The following is a 26,418-nucleotide window of genomic DNA, read 5'->3' on the forward strand; positions in this document are numbered from 1 at the left end:
TTATTGTGTATTTGAGTGGGGATTATAGCAAAAAAGTTTATATGGATATTTAATTTTAGCTTGTTATAATTCGCATTTTATTTTGGAGGGCTTAATGATATTTTTGATTTTTTCTTTTGGTGTAACTTTAATCTTTGGCTTGGCAAATATTTATATTTACAAAAGATTAGTGCTAAAATTCATCACGCTTAAATATTTAAGGCGACTTTTTGCCTTGATACTTTTCGCTCTTTTTTTAGTGCAAGGCTTTTTTATGGTTTTTCGCTCAAGCGAGTATTTAAATGACGCTTGGTATAGCTTTTTTGCTTCTTTGTATGCGCCGACTTATTGCTTTTTCTTTGTAACTTTACTTTTGGATTTTTTAAGATTTATGTTGGCACTTTTGGGTAAAAGTTTTATGAAAATTGCCTCTTTTCTTAAAGTGAGTTTTGAAATTTTTGTGCTTTTATTTGGAGCTTTTATAACTTATTTTAGCATTTATAGTGCGATTAAGGTGCCTGAATTTAGTGAGGTTGATATTAAAATTTCTCATTTAGAAAAAGAACTTAAAATTGCTATGCTAACAGATATCCATTTAGGAAAAAATTTACACGAAAAATTCCTAAGTGAGATTATAGAAAAGATTAATAGTAAAAATGTCGATATGGTCGTTATTGTGGGTGATTTAGTCGATGCAAAGCCTGAAACTTTAAAGCCCTACATCTCAAAACTTAACGATTTAAAATCGACCTATGGCACTTTTTATGCTTTGGGAAATCACGAATATTATCACGGGATTAACGAAGTTTTAGAGCTTTTAAAAGGTCAAACTAATATGAAAATTTTAGTTAATGAGGGACTTGATTTGGGTTTTATGAATATTGCTGGAGTAGGGGACTTAGCTGGACTTAGAAAGGGCATTTTAGCACCTGATTTAGCAAGAGCTAAGGTGGATTTAAATTTAAGCAAACCAAGCATTTTGCTCGCTCATCAGCCCAAAACCACACAGCTTTATGATGTGAGTGATTTTGATTTGATTTTAAGCGGGCATACGCACGGAGGGCAAATTTTTCCTTTCGCACTTTTGGTAAAGCTTCAACAAGGTTTTGTTTCGGGTCTTTATCCTTTGAGTGAAAAGACACAGCTTTTTGTAAGTCGTGGGGCAGGCTTTTGGGGACCTAGTCTTAGAACCTTTTCTCAAAGTGAGCTTGTCATTTTAAATTTAAGGGGCAATAAATGAGTTTTGATAGAGATAGTTCGAGGATTTTTGGAGTTATAGCGGGTTTTAAATTTTTTAAAGCTTTACAAAAAATTATCAATGAACGCTATGTGAAATATTTTAGCATTGATATGAGCGAATTTAAACAACCAAGCGAATATGAAAGCCTAAACGCACTTTTCACAAGAAAGCTAGAAAAGCCAAGAATTTTAGAAGATGATTTTGTCTCGCCTAGTGATGGAAGCATTTTGCTAAGTGGAGAGACTTTTTTGGCTGAAAATGAGCTTTTTGCTTTTAGTATTAAGGGACGAACTTATAGCGTAGAGGAGCTTTTAAGAGATAATTATGAAAAAGAGGAGTTAGAAAATGGACTTAATTATACAAATATTTACCTTTCTCCAAAAGATTATCATCGCTATCACGCACCTTGCGATATGCAAATTTTAAGTCTTAGTTATACAGGTGGTGCCCTTTTTAGTGTCAATGAAAAACATTTGTTAAAAATAGCAAATCTTTACACCAAAAATGAAAGGGTGAGTTTAAAATGTAAAAATGTGGAAAAAAATTTCATCTTTTGGCTTGTTTTTGTTGGAGCGCAAAATGTCGGCAAAATGCGTTTTAAATTTGATAAAAGTGTGCAAACAAATATGAAATTCGCACATAATTTCACGCGAAAATATGATAATTTAAGTATCAAAAAAGGCGAAGAGCTTGGGAATTTTGAGTTAGGTTCCACCATAGTTGTTTTGTCGCAAAAAGGATATTTAAATTTTGAGTCAAAAGTAAGGATTAAATTTGGAGAAAAGCTTGCAACTTTTCTTTGAAGAAAAGTTGCCTTTTTCTCTATTAATAAAACTAAAAAAAAGTTTAAACTTGCTCTTGCATTTTTTCGAAATTTTATTATACTTTGAAGAAATATTAGGAAAAAGGATAAAAGATGCATATTACCTATACTCTAACAGATGAATCGCCAGCCCTTGCAACTTACTCGTTTTTACCTATAGTCAAAGCTTTTTTAAGTAAGGCTAATATAAGAGTAGTAAGCTCTGATATTTCTTTATCTGGTAGGATTATAGCCGAATTTAGCGAAAGCTTAAAGGAAGAGCAAAAGTGTGAAAATGCTCTAGCAAATTTGGGCGAATTAGTCAAAAAAGCGGACGCAAATCTTATTAAAACTCCAAACATTTCCGCTTCTATCCCCCAGCTTAAAGCGGCGATTGAAGAATTGCAAAAAAAGGGGTATATGTTACCAAATTACCCAGATGAGCCAAAAAATGATGAAGAATTTCAAATTAAGTCAAAATACCAAAAAATTCTTGGCTCTGCTGTAAATCCTGTTTTGCGTCAGGGTAATTCAGACCGCCGCTGCACTAAGGCTGTGAAAGATTATGCAAAGCATAATCCTTACCGTGTTATCCCATTTGATCCAAAGTCAAAAAGTAGAGTTTCTTATATGAAAGATGGTGATTTTTTCTCCAATGAAAAAGCGATTTTAATCAAAGATGATTGTTTGGCTCATATTGAATTTATTAGCGAAAATGGCACAAAAATGATTTTAAAAGAAAATTTAAAGCTTGAGAAAAACGAGCTTTTGGACGCAACTTTCATGAGTGTAGAAAAATTAATGCGTTTTTATGAAGAGCAAATTAAGCTTTGCAAAGATGAAAATCTGCTTTTTTCTTTACACTTAAAAGCTACGATGATGAAGGTAAGTGATCCTATTATTTTTGGTTATGCGGTGAGGGCTTATTTTAAAGAGCTTTTTGAGGAATTTGGCGAGGAATTTGAAAAATTAAGTATCAATGCAAACAATGGCTTAAATGAGCTTTTAAACAAAGTGGAAAATTCAAGTCAAAAGGATGCTATTCTTAAGAAATATCACGAAATTTTAGATAAAAGTGCGGATATTTCTATGGTAAATTCAGACAAAGGCATTACAAATTTACATATCCCAAGTGATGTTATAGTCGATGCTTCTATGCCTGCTATGCTTAAAAATGGTGCAAAGCTTTGGGATAAAGAGGGTAAAGAAAGAGATGCTAATGCCTTAATCCCCGATAAGACTTATGCGACTATTTATGAAGCGGTGATTGAAGATTTGCATAAAAATGGCACTTTAAATCCTGCAAAACTTGGTAGCGTTTCAAATGTCGGTTTAATGGCTAAAAAAGCGCAAGAATATGGCTCGCACGATAAAACTTTCATCGCACCAGAAAATGGCACGATGAGAATTATTGCAAATGGAGAAGTTTTACTTGAACATAAGCTTAATAAAAATGACATTTATAGGGCAAATCAAGCTAAATTTGACGCGATATTAAACTGGATTGACTTAGGAATTCAAAGACAGGAATTAAGTGGCGATGAGGCTATTTTTTGGCTTGATGAAAAGAGGGCTAACGATAAGATAATGATAGAGCTAGTTAAAAATCGTCTCAAAGAAAAGGGTAAAAATATTGAAATTTTGGCACCTTATGAAGCTTGTTTAAAAAATTTAGAGCTTATTCGAGCGGGAAAAAATGCTATTGCCATTACGGGTAATGTTTTAAGAGATTATTTGACCGATTTGTTCCCTATTTTAGAACTTGGAACAAGTGCTAAAATGCTCTCAATTGTGCCTATGCTAAATGGTGGAGCAATGTTTGAAACAGGAGCAGGGGGGTCAGCACCCAAACAAGTGGAGCAACTTGTCGAGGAAAATCACTTGCGTTGGGATAGTTTGGGAGAATTTTTAGCCTTGCAAGCGAGTTTGGAATTTTATGCACAAAAATGCAAATCAAACAAGGCTGAAGTTTTAGCTAATTGTTTAGATGAAGCCATTGGTGAGTGGCTTGAAAATAACAAAACGCCTTCGCGTAAGGTCGGTGAGGACGATAATAGAACGAGCCATTTTTATTTGGCGATGTATTGGGCTAATCATCTATCAAGACAAGCCCAAGATGTGGAATTGCAAAGCTTTTTTAAGGATATAGCTTTGGAATTTAGTTCTAATGAAGAGGAAATTAGGGGGCAATTTAACAATGCTCAGGGCGTCAAAGTCGATTTGGGAGGCTATTATAAATTTGACGATACAAAAGCTGAGGCAATTATGCGTCCTAGTGCTTTATTTAACAATATTATTGCAAAGATAGGGCAAAGATGAAAATTACCATCATAGGTGCTGGAAATGTCGGCACAAGCGTTGCCTATGCTTTGATTATGAGAGAATTTGCAAAAGAAATTGTCTTAATCGACATCAATGATGACTTACTTTTAGCAAAGGAACTTGAGCTTTCTCAAAGTATAGCGGCTTTAAATTTGGATATAGAATTAATTTGCACTAAAGAATATTCTCATACGCAAAATTCTCAAATTATTCTTTTTACGGCAGGTTTGGCTAGAAAGGATGGGCAAAGTAGAGATGAGCTTTTGCAAATTAATGCAAATATTATGCTCGATTGTGCTAAAAGAGTTAAGAGGTTTAATGAAGAACCACTTTTTATCATTTTGACAAATCCTGTAGATTTTCTTCTTAATACCCTTTATGAAAGTGGGATTTTTAATGCTAAGAAAATTGTCGCTATGGCTGGAGTTTTGGATAATGCGCGTTTTAAATATGAACTTGCCAAAAAACTTAAAGTAAAAACTTCAAGTGTGGATACAAAACTTATGGGCTTTCATAATGATGATATGGTTTTGTTAAAATCGCATTCAAGCGTAGGTAATCGCAAATTAACAGAACTTTTAAGCGAAGAAGAATTTGAAGATGTGGAAAATGAAGTAAAAACGGGTGGGGCAAAAGTTATCAAACATCTTAAAAATTCGGCTTACTTAGCTCCTGCTAGTGCTTGTCTTAGAATGCTTGAAGCTATGCGTTCTGGGGAATTTTTACCTATGAGTGTGATTTTAAATGGAGAATTTGGGATTAAAAATAAGGCTTTTGGGGTAATGGCTAGACTAGGACTTGAGGGCGTAAGGGAGATTATGTGTCTAACTTTAGCTCAAGAAGAGCAAGAAAAATTAGAAAAATCGCTAATTAAATATCAATACAAAGGAGAATAAATGAATATACATGAGTATCAAGCAAAAGCAATTTTTGCGGAAAATGGCGTTGCTACGCTGAAAGGCAAAGTGGCTTTTAGCGTCGATGAGGCTGTGGCTAATGCCAAAGAATTAGGCGGTAGCGTATGGGCTGTTAAAGCTCAAATTCACGCTGGTGGTCGTGGGCTTGGCGGTGGTGTTAAAATCGCCAAAAGCCTTGATGAGGTGAAAAGCTATGCCGAGCAAATTTTAGGTATGACTTTGGTTACACATCAAACTGGACCTGAGGGGAAACTCGTTCAAAAACTTTACATTGAAAGTGGAGCAAATATTGTTAAGGAATATTATTTGGCGATACTTTTTAACAGAATGGCGGAGCAAATTACCATTATCGCTTCAAGTGAAGGCGGTATGGATATAGAAAAAGTAGCTAAAGAAAGCCCAGAAAAAATCGCTAAAGTTGGTATAGACCCACAAATAGGCTTTAAGCTTTTTCACGCCTTAGAGGTGGCGAAAGTTTTAGGACTTGATAAAGATGAGAGTAAAAAACTTGCCGTAATGATAGAAAAGCTTTATAAGCTTTATATGGATAAAGATATGAATATGCTTGAGATTAATCCTCTCATTAAAACAGCTGAGGGTGATTTTTACGCTTTGGACGCAAAATGTAGCTTTGATGATAGCTCTTTATATAGACATAGCGATATAGCAGCACTTAGAGACATTACAGAAGAAAATGACGCCGAGCGTGAGGCGGGAGAATTTGGACTTAGCTATGTCAAGCTTGATGGAGATGTTGCTTGTATGGTTAATGGTGCTGGTCTTGCTATGGCGACTATGGATATTATTAATTATAGCGGTGCAAAGCCTGCAAATTTCTTAGATGTGGGTGGTGGTGCTTCGCCTGAAACCGTGGCTAAAGCTTTTGAGATTATTTTAAGAGATAAAAATGTCAAGGTTATTTTCATTAATATCTTTGGTGGAATTGTGCGTTGTGATAGAATAGCAAATGGAATTTTAGAGGCGACTAAAAATGTCGAAGTTAATGTTCCTATCGTGGTGCGACTTGATGGCACGAATGCGGCAGAGGCAAAAAGTATTTTAGATAATTCAAATCTTAAAAATATTAAAGCAGCGACTAATCTTAAAGAGGGCGCTGAACTTGTAAAAAGTCTAGTAGGATAAGGAAGAAAAATGAGCATTTTAGTTAATAAAAATACAAAGGTTATCGTTCAAGGTTTCACAGGCAAAGAAGCAACTTTTCACGCCGAGCAGTGTATGGCTTATGGCACACAAATCGTTGGCGGGGTAACGCCTTTTAAAGGTGGCACAGAGCATTTAGGAAAGCCTGTTTTCAACACTGTCGCGGAGGCTGTTAAGGCTACTGGAGCTGATGTGAGCCTTATTTTCGTGCCAGCTTTTGCAGTGGGAGATAGCGTGATAGAAGCGGCGGATGCGGGCATTAAACTTGCTGTTGTGATTACTGAGCATACGCCCGTTAAAGATATGATGTTTGCAAAGCAATATGCAAATAAAAAAGGTATGAAAATCATAGGACCAAATTGTCCGGGCATTATCACTTCGCAGGAGTGCAAATTAGGCATTATGCCGGGCTTTATTTTTAAGAAAGGTTGTGTGGGTTTAATTTCAAAGTCAGGCACACTCACTTACGAAGCTGCTAATCAAGTCGCACAAAGTGGTTATGGAATTTCAACTGCCGTAGGTATAGGCGGAGACCCTATTATAGGACTTGCTTATAAAGAATTACTAAGTGAATTTGAAAAAGATGCTGAAACCAAAGCTATTGTAATGATAGGTGAAATCGGTGGAAGTTTAGAAGTGGAAGCGGCAAAATTTATTAAAGAAAATATCACTAAACCTGTGGTAGCTTTCATCGCAGGAGCGACTGCTCCTAAGGGTAAAAGAATGGGACACGCAGGTGCTATCGTAGGAAGTAGCGATGAGAGTGCAGCAGCAAAAAAAGAAGCTTTAAAAAGCTATGGAATTCATGTTGTCGATTCTCCAGCTTTAATCGGCGAAGAGATTAAAAAAATACTAGCTTAAAGGATATTTATGAGTATAATCGCTCCAAAAGATACGCCCGTTTGGGTTGATGAGCATAGATGTAAAGCGTGTAATATTTGCGTTAGTTACTGCCCTGCTGGGGTTTTAGCTATGCGTGATGATATTCACGCTGTTTTAGGACAGATGATAGAAGTTGTGCATCCTGAATCCTGTATAGGATGCACAGAATGCGAGACGCATTGTCCTGATTTTGCAATTATGGTAGCAAAAAGAGATGAATTTAAATTTGCTAAGCTTAGCCCAGAAGCCAAAGAAAGAGCTTTAGCGGTGAAAAATAACAAATACAAAAAATTAGCATAGGAAAAGATATGAGAGAAGTTATAGCAACGGGAAATGTTTTAATTGCGAAAGCTGCGATTGATTGCGGGTGTAAATTTTTTGGAGGTTACCCTATTACTCCAAGTTCGGAAATTGCTCACGAGTTAAGTCATATGCTTCCTGCTAATGATGGCACTTTTATCCAAATGGAAGATGAAATTTCGGGCGTGAGTGTGGCTATTGGTGCGGCTATGAGCGGAGTAAAATCAATGACAGCGAGTTCAGGTCCGGGAATTTCACTTAAAGCAGAACAAATCGGTCTTGCTTTTATTGCTGAAATTCCTTTAGTGATTGTTAATGTTATGAGAGGAGGTCCATCGACAGGTTTGCCAACGCGTGTGGCTCAAGGCGATTTATTTCAAGCTAAAGCTCCCACTCACGGCGATTTTGCTAGTATAGCTTTAGCACCTGCTTCTTTAGAGGAGGCTTATACAGAAACAATAAGAGCTTTCAATTTAGCTGAAAAATATATGACTCCCGTGTTTTTGCTTATGGACGAAACTGTGGGACATATGAACGGAAAAGCGATTTTACCTGACTTAAAAGATATTAAAATCATTAACCGCAAAAAATTTAGCGGTGAGAAAAAGGATTATAAGCCTTATGCGGCAGGGGAAAATGAAGCGGCGGTTTTAAATCCTTTCTTTGAAGGTTATCGTTATCACATTACAGGACTTCATCACGGAGATATAGGCTTTCCTACTGAAGATGGTGCCATTGTGAAGAAAAATATAGAAAGATTAATAGGCAAGATTAAAAATAATAAAGATGATATTTGTGCTTATGAGGAATATAAGCTTGATGATGCTGAATTTTTAATTATAGCCTATGGAAGTGTGAGCCGCTCGGCTAAAGAGGCGATTAACCGCTTGAGAGAAGAGGGTATCAAAGTAGGGCTTTTCCGTCCTATTACACTTTATCCTGTGGCGGAGGAGAAAATCGCTGGGGTTGTAGCTCGATTTAAAAAAGTTATGGTAAGTGAGCTAAATATGGGGCAATACCTTGAAGAAATTCAAAGAGTAAGCTCGAGAAAAGACTTCATCTCGCTTCATAGAGCTAATGGACGCCCTATCACACCAAGTGAAATCATCGCTAAAGTAAAGGAGAATTTGTAAAATGGCATTTGATTATGATGAATATCTAAGAGTAGATAAACTCCCAACGCAATGGTGCTGGGGCTGTGGCGATGGAGTTGTGTTAAAGTGCATTATTAGAGCGATTCAAAAATTAGGCTGGAATATGGACGATGTATGTTTGGTTTCAGGTATAGGGTGTAGTGGAAGAATGAGCTCTTATGTAAATTGCAACACTGTGCATACTACACACGGCAGGGCTATTGCCTATGCTACAGGTATTAAACTTGCCAATCCTAGCAAACATGTTATTGTGGTAAGTGGAGATGGCGATACTTTAGCTATCGGTGGAAATCATACCATACACGGTTGCCGTAGAAATATTGATTTAACGCATATTGTGATTAACAATTTTATTTATGGTCTTACAAATTCACAAACCTCCCCTACGACACCAAAAGGCTTTTACACTGTTACCGCACAATTTGGAAATATTGATCCAAATTTTGACGCTTGTGAATTAACTAAGGCAGCAGGAGCTTCCTTTGTAGCAAGAGGCAATGTAATCGAAGCAGCGAAACTTGAAAATTTAATTTATAAAGCTTTAGCACATAAGGGCTATAGCTTTGTCGATGTGTTTTCAAACTGCCATATTAATTTAGGTCGTAAAAATAAAATGGGCGAAGCTGTGGCTATGCTTGATTGGATTAAAAATCGTGTCGTTGATAAGTCTAAATTTGAGGCAATGGATTTTGAAGAAAGAAGAGATAAATTTCCAACAGGCGTTTTGCACGAGGATAATACCCAGCCTGAATACTGCCACGCCTATGAAGAAGTGCGTAAAGCTGCGAAGGAAAAAAGAATGGTCGATTTAGGAGCTTTGAAATGAAATATCAATTAAGATTTGGAGGTGAGGGCGGTCAAGGTGTTATCACTGCTGGTGAAATTTTAGCTGAGGCGGCGATTAAAGAAGGGCGTCAAGCTTTTAAGGCTTCTACTTATACTTCTCAAGTGCGCGGAGGTCCTACTAAGGTCGATATTATCATCGATGAAAAGGAAATTTTATTTCCTTACGCTGTTGAGGGGGAAGTTGATTTTATGCTTTCAACGGCAGATAAGGGCTATAAGGGCTTTAGGAGTGGAGTAAAGGAGGGAGGCATTATAGTTATTGAGCCGAATTTAGTGCATCCTGAGGAAGAGGATTATAAAAAATGGCAAATTTTTGAAATCCCTATTATCACCATAGCTAAAGAAGAAGTGGGTAATGTCGCTACACAATCAGTCGTTGCCTTAGCTATAGCTGCCTATATGAGCCGTTGCATTGATCTTGATGTTTTAAAAGAAACTATGCTTCATATGGTTCCACCTAAGACTCGTGATGCGAATTCTAAGGCTTTTGATTTGGGTATTCAATACGCTAAACAAACAAAGCCTCACGCTTAAAAAAGGGCTTTACGCCCTTAAACGCACATAGACTCTTTTTGGTGCTTCATAGCCTTCGCAAGTTAAATTTTCATTTTCAGGATCAAGAAAATTTTCTAAAGAATAAGAATCTATCCAAGCTGTTTTTCTTTGCTCTTCTTTGTCTGTTTTTTTAGTCGCTAAAATTTCAAAATTTTTAAAGCCAGCCCTTAAACACCAATTTTTCAAAGCTTTAATGGAAGGAACAAAATAAATATTTGGAATTTTAGAATAGGTATTTTGCGGAACAAGTGCTATTTCCTCGTCGCTTTCTATATACATCGTATCTAAAAAAACAATGCCTCCTAATTTAAGAGCTTTTTTTAAATCCTTAAGCATTTTGATAGGGTCGCTTCTATGATAAATCACACCAAGACAGAAAATCACATCAAATTTTACTGCGTAATTAGGTAAATCCTCCACCCCCAAAAGCTCAAATTTAATGTTGGTTTTTGCTAGAGCATTGATAAGCTTAAATTGTAGATGATATTTTAAGGATGGGTCAAAGCCTATGATTTGTTTGGGAGAAAATTCGAGCATTTTAAACATATAATAGCCATTATTACATCCCACATCGGCGACTACTTTATCTTTAATATTACACATAAAAGGTTTTAAAATGTCAAATTTGATAAAGCTTTGCCACTCTGTATCGATGAAAAGATCATCTATTTTAAAAGGACCTTTACGCCAAGGTTTAAGGGCTATGGCAAGTTCTTTTATTAGGTTTGTTTGACTTTTATCGGTGGTAATTTCTACGCTTTGAGTTAGCTTAAATTTACAAGATAATTTTTCTAAAGAAGCGATTTTTGCTTCAAGTGTTTGTATGTCCATTTGTAATGAGGATAAAGCCTTAAATAAGGCTTTTACTTATCTCTAAGTTTTAATTCTGTGATAATTTTGATGTAAGATTGATAATCTTTTCTTTTAAGATAGTTTAGCAATCTTTTTCTTTGACCAACAAGCTTTAAAAGTCCCAAGCGTGAAGAAAAATCTTTTTTGTAAATTTTAAGATGTTCTGTAAGCTCGGTAATCCTAGCTGTTAAAAGTGCCACTTGCACTTCCGTAGAGCCTGTATCTCCTGCCTTTTTGGCGAATTTCGCAACAATTTTTGCTTTTTTAGCCGAATCCAAAGCCATTTTGACCTCCTGATTGGTAGAATTAAAGTGGGAATTATACTTTAAAAAGCAAAAAATAAGCTTAATTTTACCTCTTAACACTATGGAAACTTTTTTTTATTATAATACCTAAATTTATTTTAAGGAGAATTTGTGCTTTTAACTAAGGCTAGTGAGTATGCTTTGCTTTCTTTGATTTATATCTCTTCTAAATCTACCCCTTGTGATGTCGATACTATGGCGACTGAGCTTGAAATCCCTAAAAGTTTTTTGGCGAAAATTTTGCAAAATTTAGCAAGAGATGGTTTGCTTCACTCTTATAAGGGTGCAAAGGGGGGCTTTAGTCTTGTTAGAGAGCCAAAAGCCTACACGCTTAAAGAAATTTTAGCAAGTGCTGAAAAAAAGGAAGTTAGCGTTTTTGAGTGTAGTGGTGGAGTTTGCCCTAGTCAGAAGGAAAATTGTCATCTTTTATCCGTGCTTGTGAATTTACAGCAAAAAATTGATAATTTTTTAGATTCCATTACTCTAGAGGATATTATTAATAATAATGGCTAAAAAGAAAACTCTAGATTTTGTTTTTCCTTTTTTGGGTCCTTTAATTGCGCCCATTATTAAAGCAAAAAGCATAACGATTGTTATATTTATCGTTTGTATTTTAGCCATTATCATCGTTCCTTTACCTGGACCTATCTTAGACTTTTTTTTGGCTTTAAGTATAGCTCTTTCTGTTTTAATCATACTTATTTCAATTTATATACCAAAGCCCACAGACCTTACGACCTTTCCTACGCTAATTCTTATTATCACGCTTTTTAGATTAGCCTTAAATATTGCTACAACAAGAATGATTTTAAGCGAAGGGCAAAATGGAGCTGATGCTGTTAGTGAAATTATCGCTGCTTTTGGGGAATTTGTCGTTGGGGGGAATTATGTCATCGGTGTAGTTGTTTTTTCTATTTTAGTTTTGATTAATTTTATGGTTGTAACTAAAGGTAGCACGAGAGTTTCGGAGGTCCAAGCGCGTTTTACTTTGGATGCTATGCCGGGTAAGCAAATGGCTATCGATGCGGATTTAAATGCAGGCTTGATAGATGAGCAAACGGCTAGAGCAAGACGCCAAGAAATTATAGCTGAGGCGAATTTTTACGGAGCTATGGATGGTTCTTCTAAATTCATTAAAGGCGATGCGGTTGCTGGGATTATTATCACAATCATTAATCTCATAGGCGGTTTTCTTATTGGCTCTTTTCAGCACGATATGAGCTTAAATGACGCTGCGGCGACCTTTACCATACTTACCATAGGCGATGGGCTTGTCTCTCAAATTCCAGGACTCATCACTTCTACTGCCACCGCTATCATTATCACGCGCGCAAGTAAGGATGAAGAAAATTTTGCAGAAGGTTCACTCACTCAACTTTTAAGTGAGTATCGCACGCTTTTGATTGTGGGTTTTGTTTTATTTATTTTTGCTTTAGTTCCGGGTCTTCCTACACTTTCGCTTGGTTTTATGGCTTTAATTTTTTTGAGTCTTGGCTATTTAACTAAACAAGTAAGAGAGGGTAAAATCGACATTGTTAATGTCAAAAAAACTAAGCCAGCCGCCGCAAGTGCTATGGGAGGAGTTGGTGGAACAGCTGCTGCTATGCCTGTGGCAAAGAAAAGTGAAGAGGAAATTTTAAGGGAAGAGGAAGCGAAGATCAATGACATCTTAAAGGTTGAAATTTTAGAACTTGAGCTTGGCTATGCACTCATTAAACTTGCTGAAACAGAGCTAACCGAGCGTATCCGCTCTATGCGTAGAAATATCGCTCAAAGTCTTGGCTTTTTAATGCCTAAAATTCGCATTAGAGATAATTTAAAATTGCAATCTAATAAATATAATTTCAAACTTAAAGGCGTGTCTTTAGCGACTTTTGAAATTTACCCTGATAAAGTCTTAGCCGTTGATGCAGGCTTTGTAACGGAAGAAATGGAAGGTATAGCGACAAAAGAACCAGCCTTTAATTCTAATGCCGTTTGGATCGATCCAAGTAATAAAGATGAGGCAAATTTAAATGGCTATGTTGTGGTTGATCCTGCTAGTGTGATTGTAACGCATATGACAGAACTTATCAAAAAGCACGCTAGTGAGCTTTTAACACGTCAAGAAGTGCAAAATATGCTCGATAAAGTGCAGCAGGACTACCCTGTGATAGTCGAGGGGTCTAATATCTCTGTGGGCTTAGTGCAAAAGGTGCTTAAGGACTTGTTAAAATACCGCATACCGATTAAAGATATGCTTACCATTCTTGAAACGATGAGTGATGTGGCTGAAGTGAGTAAGAGTCCGGATATGATTATAGAGCATGTTCGCTCCGCTCTTGCGAGGGTTATTACAAATATGTATATGGACGAAAAGGGGGTTGTAGATTTCTTTATTTTAGACTCTGCAACTTCGGCGTTTTTATGTGATTTGGTGCAGTTTAGAGACGGGAGCTATCATGTGCCTTTAAGTGTGGCACAAACAGCGGTTTTAATCGACACTTTAAAGGCAGAATATGACGCCGTTTCAAACGGTCGCATTAAGCCTTTTTTACTCTGTGTGGAGTCTAAGCTTCGCAAATTTTTAGCCGAGCTTTGTCATAATTTTAATATTAACATTGTCGTTATAAGTTTTGCTGAAATCACAGAAAATACAAATTTAAACACAGAAGGCATTATTAAGGTCGAATTTTAAGGATAAAAAATGAAAATTTATCATCTCTCACACACGGATTTAGATGGATATGCGTGTCAATATATTGTCAATTTTTATTTTAAAGATGTGAAATTTTATAATTCTAATTATGGCAAAGAAATTAATGAAAATTTTACAAGCATTTTAAACGATATTGAAAAAGATGAAGAAAATGAAGCTTTGCTTCTTATTAGTGATTTAAATTTAACCCTTACACAATGTGAGGAATTTGAGAAAACTTGCAAAGAAAAAGGCATTAAACTTTTGCTTTTAGATCATCATCAAAGCGGCTTTGAGTGTATGCAAAAATATGATTGGTATTTTTTGGACAGTTCGCGTTGTGCGGCTAAGATTGTTTATGATTTTTTTTCTAAAATTTGCTTTAAAGATGAGAATTTAGAGCGTTTTGTGAGAGTTGTTAATGCGGTGGATATTTGGCTTAAAGATGATGAGTATTTTGAGCTTGGGAAAGTTTTTTTAGGGCTTATCGCTAATGCAAAAGAGATTAATCGCGTCATGTTTCAAAAAGAAAATGTGCTTTATATGTTTTTTTTGCTTGAGAGAGCGAGAAAATTTATAGAAAAAGAAAATGCTCACATTTTGCTTGATAATGCTGTGCATTTTATCAAAAAGGATTATTTTTTGATAAAAAAGCCTGATGATACTTTGGCAAATTTACTTTCTTATTTCATAGTGGAAAAATTAAGCTTGATGAAGGAAGAATTTGTGATTTATTATGAAAATTGTAAGGGAATTTTAACTTCAAATATCGGCAATACCTCCATAATAGGCAATGATTTTTTAGTGCAAAATCCTGATTTTGACTTTTTCATCGATGTAAGCTCGAGAAAAACTTTAAGTTTTAGAGCAAATGGCAAAATTGATGTGAGCTTAATGGCTAAAAGATTAGTCGGCGGAGGAGGGCATAAAAATGCTAGTGGAGGGCTTTTTGTAGGCTTTAAAGAAAGTGCAAATTATAAATTCATCAAAGCGCAAATAATAGATTTGATTAAGGCGAAAGAATTGAAAAGGGAGGTGGAAAATGTCTAAGGAACTTGAAGATTTAAGATATGAGTTAAGCATCGTTTTGGAGGCTATGCTTTTATATGCTGGGGTTAAAAAAGATAAGCTTGAAAAGACTATTGAGCTTTATATTGATAATATCGACTCTGTGCTTGAAAACTCACAAAGCGAGGGCGTAGAGGAGGTTTTAGAAGTAGTGGAATATCTAAGAAAACATCACGGGGAGTGTTTTGAGTGAAATTTTTTTTAAGTCTATGTTTGCCCTTAATGCTTTTGGCAAATATCTATGAGGAATTTAGCGATTTTGCTTATAAAAAAAGGGCAGGGCAGGGCTTTAAAATCAGCGATGTAAAGCTTGTTGATTTCTATCAAAATGAAAAATTTTGCCTACAAATTCTTATAGATTCTAAAGAAGTAAGAGTGATAAAAAATTCTATAAAATGCGAAAATTTGGCTAAGGATAAGAGCTTTTTAGATTTTTTAAATAATAATTTCCTAAGCCTTTATCATCAAGATGACACCGCACTTCAAAAAGAGCTTCTATCTATAAAAAAAGTGATGAGAGACATTATGGTGTATTATAAGCTTAGATTAAAACTTGATAAAGCTATGACAAAAGATCCAAATATAAGCATTTTAAAGCTTGATGAAAATGGCGGAACCTTACTTTATAAGATTAACAACCAAGCTTGTGTTGGCATAGAGCTTTTTAAGGAAAATAAGATGAATATGAAAATTTATGGCATAGAAAATTTAGATAAAAAGTGCAAATTTTTTATCTCATCTCCAGCTTTTAAAGAGCTTTCTTATACTAAAAACGAATTTAGATTGTATGTTTTGGAGTGAAAAACGCTTTAATTTTTAAGAAAAAATGACTAAGAATTTGCCAAAGATTCTGCTCTTTTGAACCTAAAGCCTTAAAAACGCAATTATCCAAATCTTTTTTTTCTTGAACGCTTAAATTTTTCATTAAAAAACCTTATAAAATATTGCAAGTGCTAATTATAGCATAAGATTTCATTTTTTACTCAATTCTTCAGCGACTTTAGCGGCTAATTTTAATTTTTCACTATCAAAATGCGTATAAATGCGTGAAGTATTTAAGCTAGCGTGTCCTAGGGCTTCTTGAACTAAAACGAGATCTTTTTGCTTTTTGTAGAGTAGAGTGGCAAAAGTATGGCGAAGCATGTGAGCGCCATTTTTTTGCTTTCTAATGCCTGCTTTAAAAAGTATTTGCTCGACTATACGACTCACATAAGCTTGGGTGAGAGGAGTGCCTTTTTTATTGACAAAGAGTAGGGAGTCTTGACTGAGATAATTAATTTTAACATTATCAAGCAAAGTGAAAATAAGCTCTTTTTTTATCATCACGAGGCGATATTTATTACCTTTGGCGTGAATTCTTATGTGATATAAGCCATCTTCTTCGCTAATGTCCTTAAGCTTTATATGTAAAGCTTCACTCACTCTTATGCCTGTGAAAATGATGATTTTAATGATAAGCTTATTGCGTATGGTGTTTGCTTTAAAGTCGGCATTATCGATAGCTTCAAGGAATTTTTTAAGCTCATCTTCGCTCATAAATTCAGGCAGCTTCACGCCTCTAGCACCAGAGACACCTGCCCAATTTTTGAGATTAATATCGAAAATATGGGCTTTAGAGTCCTCTTCATTTTGTCTATTTAAAAAATCAAAAAAATTCATCACGGCAATGCGATAATTTTTTTTACTCGCATCAGAAAGTGCTCCTGTGATACTAGCTAAAATCTCTATAATCAAAGCCTCATCGATTTGTTTTAGAGAGTGAAGCTTGTAAAATGCGAGATAATCAAAAAGTTTTTTGAGTGGATTAAAATAGGTGCTTACTCCTGTAAGACCGGCATTTCTAGCCTTTTTGACAAGGGCATCAAGAGCATTAATGTGTTTTGGAATTTGTGTTAAGGCGTAATTAACCTCCGCTAAAATGGCTGGATTTTTAAGCTCTTTATTAGAAAGGGAGCTTAGTTTATATTTTACAAATTTAGTAAGCCAAAACAAAAGAGATTTTTCAAAATTCTCTTCACAATCTAGAGGATATTTCATCATTAAGCCTTAAATTTTTTAAAAGCTATTTTAGTATTAAAAAAGTAACGAAAGGCTTTTTAAAGTAAATTTGAATTTATAATAATAGTTAAAAAAAATTATAAAATAAAACTTAATTTAATCATATAATTTTATGATTAAAGGTAAAATTTGTTAAATTTTATAATTTTATATTGAAAACTATAATTTTCAAACTTTTATTAAAATACACAAAGCTTCACTCTAAATATCTCCTTTAATCTCTATTTTATAGGATATATATCTTTTTAACTTTTGCGTTAAAATAACTTATCCATAAAATTTGACAAAATATTTTTTGTAAAATCTCTTGCATTTTGAAAATTTATATTTTACTTTTTAAATTTTCTAAGATGAAATTTGAAAATATGATTTTTTAAAAATTATCAATATTATTATTTTATTGATAAAATTTTTTAATGATAAAATAAGTCAAAATTACCCTATTCTCACTCTTTCTTTTTTTATTAGTTTAAGTTTTTTATAATTTTAAAAAAGGAGCTTCATTTTGATTTTAGATGAAAAGAAAATTTATTATTTGCTTTTTTGCCTTTGTATTTTCTGTTTGCTTTTATCGCATACTTTTTTTCAAAATTATCTTTTTATGCGTCCTTGCGAGCAGTGTGTTTATGTGCGTTTGGCTTTCTGTATTTTAATACTTTCTTTCATTTTTCTTTCATTTAAATCTATTCAATTTTTGGGCTTTACCTTAGCCTTTTTTGGAATTTTTTATGGAGTAAAAGCCTCTTTAAAATTAATGCAAATGCACTCTGCTCTACTTTCAAATAACCCTTTTCTAGCCTCTTGTTCGACCTATCCGCGTTTTGCTTTTAACTTACCTTTAGATAGATTTTTCCCATCTTTTTTTGCACCGACAGGCATTTGTGCTTTGGATGCACCTATGCCCCCTAACGATGTGAATTTAAGCACTTTGCAAGATTTTTTTGTCGATTTTTATTCGCAAGGATGGTATTTAGTGCCAAAATTTGAGTTTATTAGTATGGCGGAGGCTTCTTTGCTTATTTTTAGTTTTATTTTAATCATAATTTTTTTATTTTTTATTAAAAAACTTAATTTAAGAGCTAAATTTGTAAGTTTTGCTCTTTTTTTAGGCTTGATTTTACTTGCGTGATTAGGAATTTTTGCTACAATTTTTTTTATTTTTAAGGAGTTTTTATGTTAAAAAAATCTATTTTGACACTTTTTTGTGCGTTGTCTTTTGCCTTTTCGCAAGATTATATCACGCTTAAGGATAAAATTGAGACGAAAAATACTCTCATTGAGGTTTTTTCTTATAAGTGTATCCACTGTTATAATCATCAAAGATTTGGCACTCTTGAGACTTTAAGGGAGAAAATTCCAAATTTATCTTATGAAATTTATCCCATAAGTATAGCTGATGCGAAATTTGGCACGCTTTTAAATGAGCTTTTTGCTTATGCTATTCATACAGATAGGCAAAATAAAAAAGATGCAAGTTACCAAGATAGTCTAGCTCATCATTTAGCAAAGGCATATTTTGAAAAATATTTTTTGATGAATAAAAAGGGACAAGTCGTTGCTACAAAAGATTTTGAAAATGAAAAAAGCTTTTTGCAAAATGGACTTAGTGTGCTTAAAATCAGCGAAAAAGAACTAAAAGATTTTATCCAAACAAAAGAGGCCAAAGAGCTTTTAGAGCGTTTTGAGTGGGCTAACGGAGTCGCTAAAAACTACGGAACACCGGCTTTTGTCGTCAATGGCAGCTATCAAATCAAGCCCGAGGCTATCGATTCTTTTGAAAGCTTACTAAAAATTATAGAAGAATTAAAAAACAAGTGAGGCAGTGCATATAGCATTGCCTCATATTTTAGTAGTCAAATTCGCTATCTATGGCGATTTTAGAGATGTCTTTTTTATGCTCTAGCTTTAAAAGTGGAGCTTTTTTATCCATACCCAAAACCTTAACTTTTTTACCATCGATAAGTAAGGCTACACCCTCAGGAAGAGCATAAACGATGGATTTTGGATTAAGAATTAAAAATTCCTCCAATCTTTCCTCCCTACTCTCGCCATTATGTCCCACAGGCTTTCCTGAAATAAAATGCGGATTAATTTGATGTGGAAAAATGTTGAAAGTGTTAAAAGACTCAGGCTCTGCGATAGGCATATCGTTTGTTGTTTGCATAGTGGCACCTGCGACATTTGAGCCAGCCGACCAGCCCACATAAGGCACACCCTCACTCACTCTTTTAGCGATTAATTCTACAAGTTCATTTTTATAAAGCTGATTGACAAGCTCAAAAGTATTTCCACCGCCTACAAAAATGGCGTCCGCACTTTTAACTATATCTGCGGCTTTACCCTTATGCACACTTATAATCTCCACACCAAGACTTTCAAGTGCTTTTTTAACCTGTGCTTCATAAGCATCATAACTCTTTCTAACTCCAGCATAAGGGATAAAAGCGACTTTTTTGCCTTTGAGCTTATTTTTCTCCACAAATTCCTTAAGCCAAGGAAGAGCGTGATTTAAATAGCCCGTATCCTTATAGCCAGAACTTGAAAGCAAAAGAGCTTTTTGCTTATCTTTTGGGAAATTAAACGCCTCTTTCGCACTTAAGCTAGAAACGCTAAGACATAAAGCCGCCAAAGAAGCGACACCGACCTTAAGAATCATTCTTCTTTTCATTTAATCTCCTTTAAAAATATTAACCTTTTCATTATAATTTTATTTACTTAATTTTTTGTAAATTTTTATCGTAATGAAAAATAAAAGCAAAATTATTGGCTAATTTTAATGCTGTTTCAAATTTTTTAAATATCTATAAACACTAGGTTCCGAAATTTTTAAAAATTTCGCCACGATAGGAACAGCCCCTTTAATGTTAAAAATACCCTTTTCGTAGAGTTTTCCTACAAGCTCTTCTTTTTGTTCTATGCTTAATTGATACTTGGAATTTAAATAACTCGCATCGACACTTTGAGCTAAAATATCTTCTATGCTAGGACTTAGTGTCTCTATGCTTGGACTATTAAATTCGCATTTACCCAAAAATGCACCCATATCGCCTATTTTTTCTAAATCTATGATTTTACACACTATATCTCTCATAATGCTAGTGTCGTGATTGATACATAAAATTCCTACCAAATCATCACCGTGCTTAATGAAAAAGGTCGAACCGCGTATGAGTTTTGACTGCCCTACAAGAGCCTTATAATCGCACAAAAAGTCCGTTTCTAAATATTTTTTATTTTGGATTAGCTCACTTGCAAAAGCTGTTAGTGGGGAATTTAGAGTGCGTCCGCTGATGTGATTGTTGGCTATTGCGGCTATTCTTGCTCCGTCTTTTTCGATGATGTGAAAGACGACTTCATATTGCACTCCTAAAACTTCTCCTAAAAAATGTGTTAATCTAATAAATTGCTCTTTTTGCTCTTCGCTCATAAAATCCCCTATTATTACTTAATAAAAGCCTAAATTCTACTCTTTATCTTTAAAAATTTTCTTAAAAATAAAAAATTATTATTATAATAAAAAAGTATTGACAAAATATTATTATTAATGATACAATATAATTTATTTAATTTATATTTAAAGGAGCGTTTATGTCAAATTATCCTAAGGCTATAGGTCCCTACTCTGCTTATAGAGAGGCAAATGGACTCTTATTTATTTCGGGGCAGCTTCCTATTAACCCTACTTCAGGAGAGATAGAAAGCGAGGACATTAAAGAGCAGACAAGGCAGTCTTTAAAAAATATAGGTGCCATTTTAAAAGAAAATAGCATTAGTTATGATAAGGTGTTAAAAAGCACTTGTTTTTTAGCGGATATTAATGACTTTGCAGCCTTTAATGAAATCTATGCAGAATTTTTTCAAGCACCATACCCAGCAAGAAGTGCGTTTGCAGTAAAAGATTTGCCGAAAAAAGCTAAAATTGAGATAGAGATTATCGCTCAAAAAGGATAAGTTATGCTAGGGATTACTTTTTCTTTATTTAGCGTTTTTTTGCTTGTTTTTATGCTTTATAAAAAGATTAATGCACATATGGCATTGCTTTTAAGTGGGCTTTTATTACTCTCTTTGGCTACTATTTTTGGACTTTCACCGCATATTGTGGCTAAGGGTTCTTTAAATTTGGGCTTTTTTGATATCTTTCAAGTTTTTAATCAAACGATGTCAAGCACCCTAGCGGGACTTGGCTTAACTTTAATGTGTATAGCGGGTTTTTCTGCTTATATGGACCATGTTGGGGCTTCTTATGCTCTTTTTAAGGTTTTTGAAAAGCCTTTAAAAGCAGTAAAATCACCTTATATTTTACTGATAGTTGCCTATTTTATCGTGCAATTTTTGGTTCTTTTTATCCCATCTCACGCTGGTTTGGCACTTTTGCTTATGGTTACGATGTATCCTATACTCGTTCGCTCGGGCGTTTCGAAGCTTTCAGCTTTAAGTGTCATTGCTATTTGTCAATATATCGACCACGGACCTGGAAGCGGTAATGTTATTATGGCGTCAAAAGTCGCTGAGATTGACCCTGCGATTTATTTCGTTCATTATCAATTACCCACAACCCTACCTATCATCATCGCAGTAGGTATAGCTCTTTATCTTTGTAATAAATTTTTTGATAAAAAAGATCATTTTGTCTTTGACGCTGAAAAGATAGAGCAAGAACTTAATGAAAACAAAGGTAAGGAAGAGGAGCTTAAAAAGCCTCCTAGAATTTACGCCATTTTGCCCGTTATTCCTTTGGTTTTAATTTTAGGCTTTAGTGCTGTTTTGGATAGTATTTTGGTTTTGCTAGGTTTTAGCACAGCTGAAGAGGTCAAAGCTGCGGCTAGCACGGCGATTAAAATGAATGTCCCTGTGGCTATGGTTATTTCGACATTTATTGCCATTTTATTTGAAATGATTCGTTATAGAAGTGTTGTAGATACTTTAAATTCTATTATGATTTTCTTTAAGGGTATGGGGCATTTATTTGTAATTACCGTATCTCTTATCGTTTGTGGTCAAGTGTTTGCAAGTGGGCTTTTATCTGTAGGTTTTGTCGATACCCTAATAGAATTTTGTAAAAATGCAGGTTTTGGAGTGCTTGCCATTATCATTGCTGTTTCGATCTTACTTGCCGTTTGTGCCTTTTTAATGGGAAGTGGTAATGCGGCGTTTTTTAGCTTTGCTCCGCTTATCCCAAATATAGCAAAGCATTTTAGCGTTGAAACTATCACTATGATAGCTCCTATTCAAATAATGACAGGTTTTGGAAGATGCGTTAGCCCTATTGCTCCGGCAATTCTAGCTATTTCGGCGATTGCAAAGGTGAGTCCTTTTGCTGTGATTAAGCGAACGGCTATTCCTATGCTTGTAGCGGCTATTGTAAATATTATTATGACTTATATTTATCTTTAAAGGAGAAAAAATGAATAACAAAACAAAACTTATCCATTGCGGAAGAGGCGATGAAAATGCCGAAGTAAGATCGGTAAATCCAACCCTAATGCGTGCATCAACCATACTTTTTAAAGATCACGCCACTTGGCAAAAATATAGAGAGTTAAGAAAAACCCAGCGTGTTTTAAGCTATGGTGCTAGAGGCACAGCGACAAATTTTGAGCTTGAAAAGCTTATTTGTGAGCTTGAGGGAGGACATAGAGCACAGCTTTTTCCAACGGGCTTGGCAGCTTTAGCTATGGTGCTTTTAAATTATGCAAGTAAGGATGCGCATTTTTTAATTACTGATGCGATTTATGGACCTGTGAGGACGATTTGCGACTTATTTTTGAAAAAAATGGGCGTTGAGATTGATTTCTTAAAAGCTGATGCAAGTGATGTGGAGGAGAAAATCAAGCCTAATACTAAGCTTATTTTATGTGAGTCGCCGGGATCAATTTTATATGAGATTATAGATCTACCAAAGCTTTGTAAAATCGCCCACTCTCACAATATTCCTGTGGCGATTGATAATACCTATTCAAGTGGGTATTTTTTAAATCCTTTAGAACTTGGTGTGGATATTTCCGTTATAGCGGCGACTAAATATTTAAGTGGGCATTCAGATGTTACTATGGGTATAGTTGTCATTAATGAAAAAGAGTGGAAAAATTTCGACAAACTTCCAGAAGCTTTAGGGCTTACGACAAGTCCAGATGATGCCTATTTAGTGCTTCGTGGTATGAGAACTTTAGATGTGAGAATGAAAGCACACGAAAAAAGTGCTGATGAAGTAGTCGAATTTTTACAAACAAGAAAAGAGCTTAAAACCATCTTTTATCCTAAGTTAAAATCTCACCCAAATCACGACATTTTCGAACGCGATCACAAAGGTGCTAATGGTATGGTAACGATAGAATTTGCCGAAGGTTACACTAAAGATGATGCGATTAAATTTGTAGATTTATTGCAATTTTTCTCCATAGGTGCTAGTTGGGGTGGCTATGAAAGTCTAGCCACGGTAACAACTCCTCCTAGAACAGCGACTGATTGGAGTGCTAGAGGTCCTTTTGTGAGATTTCATATAGGACTTGAAGATCCTAAAGATTTGATTGCTGATTTAACTCAGGCTTTTAATGGTATTAAAAAATAAGGAGTGAATATGACAGGAGTTAGCGTATTTGACCAAAGATTATTAGCGAATTCTTGGAGTAGTGAGAGTATGCGTGCGGTTTTTTGCGAAGAAAACCGCATACAAAAATGGCTCGATGTCGAAGCAGCACTTGCTAAAGCACAAGCTAAGCTTAAGATTATCCCTAAAAAAGCTGCCGATGAAATTGCTAAAAAAGCACATTATAAATTTATGGATATGGATTTCATTTTCGCAGAATATAAAAAGACTAAGCACCCCCTAGTGCCAACGGTAAGAGGCTTAGAAAAGGCTTGTGATGATAATTTGGGTGAATATGTGCATTTTGGAGTAACAACTCAAGATGTCATTGATACGGGACTTGTATTGCAGTTTAAAGAAGCGATGACTTTGATAAAAAGTGAATTAAAAGCCATAGCAAAAGCACTAGCTAAACTTGCTAAAACACATAAAAATACCCCTATGATGGGAAGAACTTTAGCACTTCAAGCCCTGCCTATTACCTTTGGGCATAAGGTTGCCATTTGGCTTAGTGAGCTTGACCGCCATTTTGAAAGAATTTTAGAGCTTGAAAAAAGACTTTATGTCGGTAGTATAGTAGGTGCTGTGGGGACTAAGGCAAGTTTAAGTGATGAGTGTAATGAAGTAGAGAAGCTAACTTTAGAAAATTTAAAGCTTGAAGTGCCTAATATCTCTTGGCAGCCAGCAAGAGACCGCTTTATCGAACTTGGTTTTGTTTTGGGTAATATTAATGCCACTTTTAACAAAATCGCTCATCAAATTTTAATCTTAGCACACAATGAAATTGATGAAGTTGCCGAGCCTTTTGGTAAAGGTCAGGTAGGCTCAAGCACTATGCCGCATAAAAGAAATCCAGCCGTGAGTGAAAATGCCGTTACCGTAAGTAACGCCCTAAAGGCAAATTTAGCCATATTAAGCGATATAGAAAGGCACGAGCACGAAAGAGATGGGCAGGTATGGAAAATGGAATGGAAGCTTTTGCCAGAAATGTTTTTAATGCTTTCTGTCGTTTTGGAAAATATGAAATTTGCGCTTAGTGATTTGGAAGTTAAAAAAGACAAAATGCTTAAAAATCTCAACACTCTTAATGGCTTTGTTTTAGCCGAACGCGTGATGTTTGCTTTGAGCGATCATTATGGTAAGCAGCACGCTCACGAAATCGTTTATGAAAATGCTATGCTAGGTATGGAAAAGAAAAAGAGTTTTAAGGAAGTGTTGTTAGCAGATAAAAGAGTTTCTAAGGTCTTAAAAGAAAGTGAAATTGACGCTTTGCTCGATGCTAGCACTTATGTAGGATATGCACCAAAACTTGTCGATGAATTTTTAGCGAAAATTAAAAATAGTGCTATTTTAAAATAGGAAATTTTATGTTTTATAGCGAAAATTTAGCAGATTTTATCACAAATCTTAAATTTGAAACCCTCCCCTTTTCTGTCGTTCAAAGAGCTAAAGAACTTATGCTTGATAGCTTTGGCACGGGTTTGGCGGCAAGTAAGGAAGAATGCGTTTTAAACGCTTTTAAAGCCTTTGACGCTTTAAGTTTAGTTAAAAACACGCCTATTTGGGTGAGTGATAAAAAGTTAGATCCCATTTATGCCACTATGCTAAATGGCATAGCAGCACACGCTCTAGACTTTGACGATACACATACAGAAGCCATTTTGCACGCTAGTGCCATTTTGACCCCTCTTTGTTTAAGCTATGGTTTTCACGCTACTAAAGACGCAAAAAAGATCATAAAAGCCTTTATTGTAGGCTGGGAAGTGGCTGCTAGAGTCGGTATAGCAAGTAAGGGAAGCTTTCATAAAAGAGGCTTTCACACAACGGCTATTGCGGGAATTTTTGGTGGAGTGAGTGCGGTGGCTGTTTTGCTTGATTTAGACAAAAAGCAAATCATCAATGCCTTAGGACTTGCGGGAAGCTTTGCAAGTGGAGTTAATGAATTTTTGTCAAATGGCTCAAATTCTAAGGTCTTACATATTGCTAATGCTATTAAAAATTCTATCATCATCGCTCATTTTGCTAAAAATGATATGAGTGGTCCATTAAGCATTTTTGAGGGGCGTGATAATGTCTTTAAATGCTTTGGTATAGAAGAGCAGTGCGATAAAGACGCACTTAGTGAGGGTTTAAATGAAATTTGGCAAATTATGCAAGTGTCGATTAAGCCTTATCCAAGCTGTCATTTTGCACATGGACTTATTGACTGTGCAATTTCTTTAAAAAATGACGGCTTTAAGGCTGATGAGATAAAAAGTATCCATTGTTTTGTTGATGAAGTGCCTATCGCTTTTATTTGTGATCCTTTAGAGGCTAAATACACTCCAAAAAGTGCTTATGAAGCTAAATTTTCTATGCCCTTTTTAATGGCTTTAGGTTTTTTCGATGGTAAAATCACTCTTGATTCTTATGCAAATTTAAAGCGTAAGGAAGTGCTTGATTTTGCAAGAAAAATCACTTATGAAAAAAGAAGTTCGCAGGGCTTTCCTAAATATTTTCCGGGACATTTAGAAGCTACTTTGCAAAATGACAAAAAAATTCAAAAAGATGTTTTCATCAATAAGGGTAATTTTGACAATCCTCTAAGCCTTGAGGAGCTAAAAGCTAAATTTATGAATAATGCTCTAATTTGCATTGATGAAACTAAGGCTTATGAAATTTGGGAGCAAATCGCAAGGCTTGAAAGTCTAAACGAGCTTTCCTTTTAACCCTCC

General features: G+C 35.0%; 28 protein-coding genes. 22 read left to right on the forward strand and 6 right to left on the reverse strand.

The annotated features are described in order from the left end of the window. The first annotated feature begins 94 nt into the window (after positions 1-94). The 10 genes from EL158_RS04030 to EL158_RS04075 all read left to right on the forward strand — a co-directional run bounded on the left by EL158_RS04030 (position 95) and on the right by EL158_RS04075 (position 10,137). A complete protein-coding gene (locus EL158_RS04030; RefSeq protein WP_027304027.1) occupies positions 95-1,219 on the forward strand; it encodes a metallophosphoesterase in 1,125 nt (374 codons plus the stop codon). Continuing rightward, positions 1,216-2,022: a phosphatidylserine decarboxylase gene (locus EL158_RS04035; RefSeq protein ID WP_027304028.1), complete on the forward strand. Its 807-nt coding sequence runs from the start codon at positions 1,216-1,218 to the stop codon at positions 2,020-2,022. Before EL158_RS04030 ends, EL158_RS04035 begins: the two co-directional genes overlap by 4 nt. Before the next feature lie 113 nt (positions 2,023-2,135). Beyond that, positions 2,136-4,340, forward strand: a complete 2,205-nt coding sequence (locus tag EL158_RS04040) for an NADP-dependent isocitrate dehydrogenase (protein WP_027304029.1) — start codon at positions 2,136-2,138, stop codon at positions 4,338-4,340. Further along, positions 4,337-5,239, forward strand: coding sequence for a malate dehydrogenase (locus tag EL158_RS04045; protein WP_027304030.1), 903 nt, complete (start codon positions 4,337-4,339; stop codon positions 5,237-5,239). The genes EL158_RS04040 and EL158_RS04045 overlap by 4 nt, the downstream gene beginning before the upstream one ends. After that, a complete protein-coding gene (sucC, locus tag EL158_RS04050) occupies positions 5,240-6,403 on the forward strand; it encodes an ADP-forming succinate--CoA ligase subunit beta (protein ID WP_027304031.1) in 1,164 nt (387 codons plus the stop codon). 9 nt (positions 6,404-6,412) lie between these two features. Continuing rightward, on the forward strand, positions 6,413-7,282 hold the full coding sequence (gene sucD, locus EL158_RS04055) for a succinate--CoA ligase subunit alpha (protein ID WP_027304032.1): 870 nt from the start codon (positions 6,413-6,415) through the stop codon (positions 7,280-7,282). Between the two features lie 9 nt (positions 7,283-7,291). Then, the gene (locus EL158_RS04060; RefSeq protein WP_004275437.1) at positions 7,292-7,603 is read left to right on the forward strand and encodes a 4Fe-4S binding protein; all 312 of its coding nucleotides are present in this window, start codon (positions 7,292-7,294) and stop codon (positions 7,601-7,603) included. 8 nt (positions 7,604-7,611) lie between these two features. After that, complete coding sequence (locus EL158_RS04065; RefSeq protein WP_027304033.1) at positions 7,612-8,736, forward strand: 2-oxoglutarate synthase subunit alpha; 1,125 nt, start codon at positions 7,612-7,614, stop codon at positions 8,734-8,736. Position 8,737: 1 nt separating this feature from the next. Then, a complete protein-coding gene (locus tag EL158_RS04070) occupies positions 8,738-9,583 on the forward strand; it encodes a 2-oxoglutarate ferredoxin oxidoreductase subunit beta (protein ID WP_004277258.1) in 846 nt (281 codons plus the stop codon). After that, positions 9,580-10,137 (forward strand): 2-oxoglutarate:acceptor oxidoreductase subunit OorC, encoded by a 558-nt coding sequence (locus EL158_RS04075; protein ID WP_027304034.1) that lies wholly within the window; start codon positions 9,580-9,582, stop codon positions 10,135-10,137. The genes EL158_RS04070 and EL158_RS04075 overlap by 4 nt, the downstream gene beginning before the upstream one ends. A 9-nt stretch (positions 10,138-10,146) precedes the next feature. Here the strand turns inward: EL158_RS04075 and cmoB are convergent, their stop codons facing one another. Both cmoB and rpsO read right to left on the reverse strand, forming a co-directional pair. Continuing rightward, positions 10,147-10,989 (reverse strand): tRNA 5-methoxyuridine(34)/uridine 5-oxyacetic acid(34) synthase CmoB, encoded by an 843-nt coding sequence (gene cmoB, locus EL158_RS04080; RefSeq protein ID WP_027304035.1) that lies wholly within the window; start codon positions 10,987-10,989, stop codon positions 10,147-10,149. Between the two features lie 32 nt (positions 10,990-11,021). Continuing rightward, the gene (rpsO, locus tag EL158_RS04085) at positions 11,022-11,294 is read right to left on the reverse strand and encodes a 30S ribosomal protein S15 (protein ID WP_027304036.1); all 273 of its coding nucleotides are present in this window, start codon (positions 11,292-11,294) and stop codon (positions 11,022-11,024) included. Positions 11,295-11,426: 132 nt separating this feature from the next. Here rpsO and EL158_RS04090 point away from each other — a divergent pair, with 132 nt between their 5' ends. The 5 genes from EL158_RS04090 to EL158_RS04110 are packed head-to-tail and all read left to right on the forward strand — an operon-like array spanning position 11,427 to position 15,861. Further along, positions 11,427-11,828 (forward strand): Rrf2 family transcriptional regulator, encoded by a 402-nt coding sequence (locus tag EL158_RS04090; protein WP_027304037.1) that lies wholly within the window; start codon positions 11,427-11,429, stop codon positions 11,826-11,828. Further along, positions 11,821-13,992: a flagellar biosynthesis protein FlhA gene (gene flhA / locus EL158_RS04095; RefSeq protein ID WP_027304038.1), complete on the forward strand. Its 2,172-nt coding sequence runs from the start codon at positions 11,821-11,823 to the stop codon at positions 13,990-13,992. The genes EL158_RS04090 and flhA overlap by 8 nt, the downstream gene beginning before the upstream one ends. A gap of 9 nt (positions 13,993-14,001) precedes the next feature. After that, entirely contained in the window at positions 14,002-15,042 is a 1,041-nt protein-coding gene (locus EL158_RS04100; protein ID WP_027304039.1) for a DHH family phosphoesterase, read from the forward strand. Further along, positions 15,035-15,253: a hypothetical protein gene (locus tag EL158_RS04105; protein WP_027304040.1), complete on the forward strand. Its 219-nt coding sequence runs from the start codon at positions 15,035-15,037 to the stop codon at positions 15,251-15,253. The genes EL158_RS04100 and EL158_RS04105 overlap by 8 nt, the downstream gene beginning before the upstream one ends. Positions 15,254-15,282: 29 nt before the next feature. Continuing rightward, entirely contained in the window at positions 15,283-15,861 is a 579-nt protein-coding gene (locus EL158_RS04110) for a hypothetical protein (protein WP_051529127.1), read from the forward strand. On the opposite strand, the gene EL158_RS08540 is transcribed toward EL158_RS04110, so the two are convergent. Then, a complete protein-coding gene (locus EL158_RS08540; RefSeq protein ID WP_004277266.1) occupies positions 15,839-15,985 on the reverse strand; it encodes a hypothetical protein in 147 nt (48 codons plus the stop codon). The genes EL158_RS04110 and EL158_RS08540 overlap by 23 nt on opposite strands. Before the next feature lie 47 nt (positions 15,986-16,032). Next, a complete protein-coding gene (locus EL158_RS04115) occupies positions 16,033-17,097 on the reverse strand; it encodes a tyrosine-type recombinase/integrase (RefSeq protein WP_027304042.1) in 1,065 nt (354 codons plus the stop codon). A 526-nt stretch (positions 17,098-17,623) separates the two neighbouring features. Between EL158_RS04115 and EL158_RS04120 the strand changes: the two genes are divergently transcribed. Further along, positions 17,624-18,247: a disulfide bond formation protein B gene (locus tag EL158_RS04120; protein WP_027304043.1), complete on the forward strand. Its 624-nt coding sequence runs from the start codon at positions 17,624-17,626 to the stop codon at positions 18,245-18,247. Between the two features lie 44 nt (positions 18,248-18,291). Further along, entirely contained in the window at positions 18,292-18,936 is a 645-nt protein-coding gene (locus EL158_RS04125) for a thioredoxin domain-containing protein (protein WP_027304044.1), read from the forward strand. Positions 18,937-18,964: 28 nt separating this feature from the next. Here EL158_RS04125 and pepE read toward each other — a convergent pair whose 3' ends face one another. Together pepE and EL158_RS04135 are read right to left on the reverse strand one after the other, a co-directional pair. After that, positions 18,965-19,786: a dipeptidase PepE gene (gene pepE / locus EL158_RS04130; protein WP_034955927.1), complete on the reverse strand. Its 822-nt coding sequence runs from the start codon at positions 19,784-19,786 to the stop codon at positions 18,965-18,967. 105 nt (positions 19,787-19,891) lie between these two features. Then, the gene (locus EL158_RS04135) at positions 19,892-20,545 is read right to left on the reverse strand and encodes a helix-turn-helix transcriptional regulator (protein ID WP_027304046.1); all 654 of its coding nucleotides are present in this window, start codon (positions 20,543-20,545) and stop codon (positions 19,892-19,894) included. Between the two features lie 161 nt (positions 20,546-20,706). Here EL158_RS04135 and EL158_RS04140 point away from each other — a divergent pair, with 161 nt between their 5' ends. From EL158_RS04140 to EL158_RS04160, 5 genes are read left to right on the forward strand one after another with little or no spacing between them, the layout of a single operon-like run. After that, positions 20,707-21,069: a Rid family detoxifying hydrolase gene (locus EL158_RS04140; protein WP_027304047.1), complete on the forward strand. Its 363-nt coding sequence runs from the start codon at positions 20,707-20,709 to the stop codon at positions 21,067-21,069. A gap of 3 nt (positions 21,070-21,072) precedes the next feature. Then, complete coding sequence (dcuC, locus tag EL158_RS04145; RefSeq protein ID WP_027304048.1) at positions 21,073-22,512, forward strand: C4-dicarboxylate transporter DcuC; 1,440 nt, start codon at positions 21,073-21,075, stop codon at positions 22,510-22,512. A gap of 10 nt (positions 22,513-22,522) precedes the next feature. Then, a complete protein-coding gene (metC, locus tag EL158_RS04150) occupies positions 22,523-23,686 on the forward strand; it encodes a cystathionine beta-lyase (RefSeq protein WP_027304049.1) in 1,164 nt (387 codons plus the stop codon). Positions 23,687-23,695: 9 nt separating this feature from the next. After that, complete coding sequence (gene purB / locus EL158_RS04155) at positions 23,696-25,063, forward strand: adenylosuccinate lyase (RefSeq protein WP_027304050.1); 1,368 nt, start codon at positions 23,696-23,698, stop codon at positions 25,061-25,063. Between the two features lie 8 nt (positions 25,064-25,071). Continuing rightward, entirely contained in the window at positions 25,072-26,412 is a 1,341-nt protein-coding gene (locus EL158_RS04160) for an MmgE/PrpD family protein (protein WP_027304051.1), read from the forward strand. Positions 26,413-26,418: the final 6 nt, after the last annotated feature.

Origin of the sequence: Campylobacter upsaliensis (assembly GCF_900637395.1) — a bacterium.
GTDB classification, from domain to species: domain Bacteria; phylum Campylobacterota; class Campylobacteria; order Campylobacterales; family Campylobacteraceae; genus Campylobacter_D; species Campylobacter_D upsaliensis.

Excerpts from the sequence above, each read along its gene's own strand:
- rpsO (WP_027304036.1), bottom strand. The coding sequence starts at position 11,294 with ATGGCTTTGGATTCGGCTAAAAAAGCAAAAATTGTTGCGAAATTCGCC.
- EL158_RS04060 (WP_004275437.1), top strand. The coding sequence starts at position 7,292 with ATGAGTATAATCGCTCCAAAAGATACGCCCGTTTGGGTTGATGAGCAT.
- EL158_RS04110 (WP_051529127.1), top strand. The coding sequence starts at position 15,283 with ATGCTTTTGGCAAATATCTATGAGGAATTTAGCGATTTTGCTTATAAA.
- EL158_RS04115 (WP_027304042.1), bottom strand. The coding sequence starts at position 17,097 with ATGAAATATCCTCTAGATTGTGAAGAGAATTTTGAAAAATCTCTTTTG.
- dcuC (WP_027304048.1), top strand. The coding sequence starts at position 21,073 with ATGCTAGGGATTACTTTTTCTTTATTTAGCGTTTTTTTGCTTGTTTTT.
- EL158_RS04135 (WP_027304046.1), bottom strand. The coding sequence starts at position 20,545 with ATGAGCGAAGAGCAAAAAGAGCAATTTATTAGATTAACACATTTTTTA.
- purB (WP_027304050.1), top strand. The coding sequence starts at position 23,696 with ATGACAGGAGTTAGCGTATTTGACCAAAGATTATTAGCGAATTCTTGG.
- EL158_RS04075 (WP_027304034.1), top strand. The coding sequence starts at position 9,580 with ATGAAATATCAATTAAGATTTGGAGGTGAGGGCGGTCAAGGTGTTATC.
- EL158_RS04105 (WP_027304040.1), top strand. The coding sequence starts at position 15,035 with ATGTCTAAGGAACTTGAAGATTTAAGATATGAGTTAAGCATCGTTTTG.
- EL158_RS04035 (WP_027304028.1), top strand. The coding sequence starts at position 1,216 with ATGAGTTTTGATAGAGATAGTTCGAGGATTTTTGGAGTTATAGCGGGT.
- cmoB (WP_027304035.1), bottom strand. The coding sequence starts at position 10,989 with ATGGACATACAAACACTTGAAGCAAAAATCGCTTCTTTAGAAAAATTA.
- EL158_RS04125 (WP_027304044.1), top strand. The coding sequence starts at position 18,292 with ATGTTAAAAAAATCTATTTTGACACTTTTTTGTGCGTTGTCTTTTGCC.
- EL158_RS08540 (WP_004277266.1), bottom strand. The coding sequence starts at position 15,985 with ATGAAAAATTTAAGCGTTCAAGAAAAAAAAGATTTGGATAATTGCGTT.
- sucD (WP_027304032.1), top strand. The coding sequence starts at position 6,413 with ATGAGCATTTTAGTTAATAAAAATACAAAGGTTATCGTTCAAGGTTTC.
- pepE (WP_034955927.1), bottom strand. The coding sequence starts at position 19,786 with ATGAAAAGAAGAATGATTCTTAAGGTCGGTGTCGCTTCTTTGGCGGCT.
- metC (WP_027304049.1), top strand. The coding sequence starts at position 22,523 with ATGAATAACAAAACAAAACTTATCCATTGCGGAAGAGGCGATGAAAAT.
- EL158_RS04065 (WP_027304033.1), top strand. The coding sequence starts at position 7,612 with ATGAGAGAAGTTATAGCAACGGGAAATGTTTTAATTGCGAAAGCTGCG.
- EL158_RS04160 (WP_027304051.1), top strand. The coding sequence starts at position 25,072 with ATGTTTTATAGCGAAAATTTAGCAGATTTTATCACAAATCTTAAATTT.
- EL158_RS04140 (WP_027304047.1), top strand. The coding sequence starts at position 20,707 with ATGTCAAATTATCCTAAGGCTATAGGTCCCTACTCTGCTTATAGAGAG.
- EL158_RS04030 (WP_027304027.1), top strand. The coding sequence starts at position 95 with ATGATATTTTTGATTTTTTCTTTTGGTGTAACTTTAATCTTTGGCTTG.
- EL158_RS04040 (WP_027304029.1), top strand. The coding sequence starts at position 2,136 with ATGCATATTACCTATACTCTAACAGATGAATCGCCAGCCCTTGCAACT.
- sucC (WP_027304031.1), top strand. The coding sequence starts at position 5,240 with ATGAATATACATGAGTATCAAGCAAAAGCAATTTTTGCGGAAAATGGC.
- EL158_RS04045 (WP_027304030.1), top strand. The coding sequence starts at position 4,337 with ATGAAAATTACCATCATAGGTGCTGGAAATGTCGGCACAAGCGTTGCC.
- EL158_RS04070 (WP_004277258.1), top strand. The coding sequence starts at position 8,738 with ATGGCATTTGATTATGATGAATATCTAAGAGTAGATAAACTCCCAACG.
- flhA (WP_027304038.1), top strand. The coding sequence starts at position 11,821 with ATGGCTAAAAAGAAAACTCTAGATTTTGTTTTTCCTTTTTTGGGTCCT.
- EL158_RS04100 (WP_027304039.1), top strand. The coding sequence starts at position 14,002 with ATGAAAATTTATCATCTCTCACACACGGATTTAGATGGATATGCGTGT.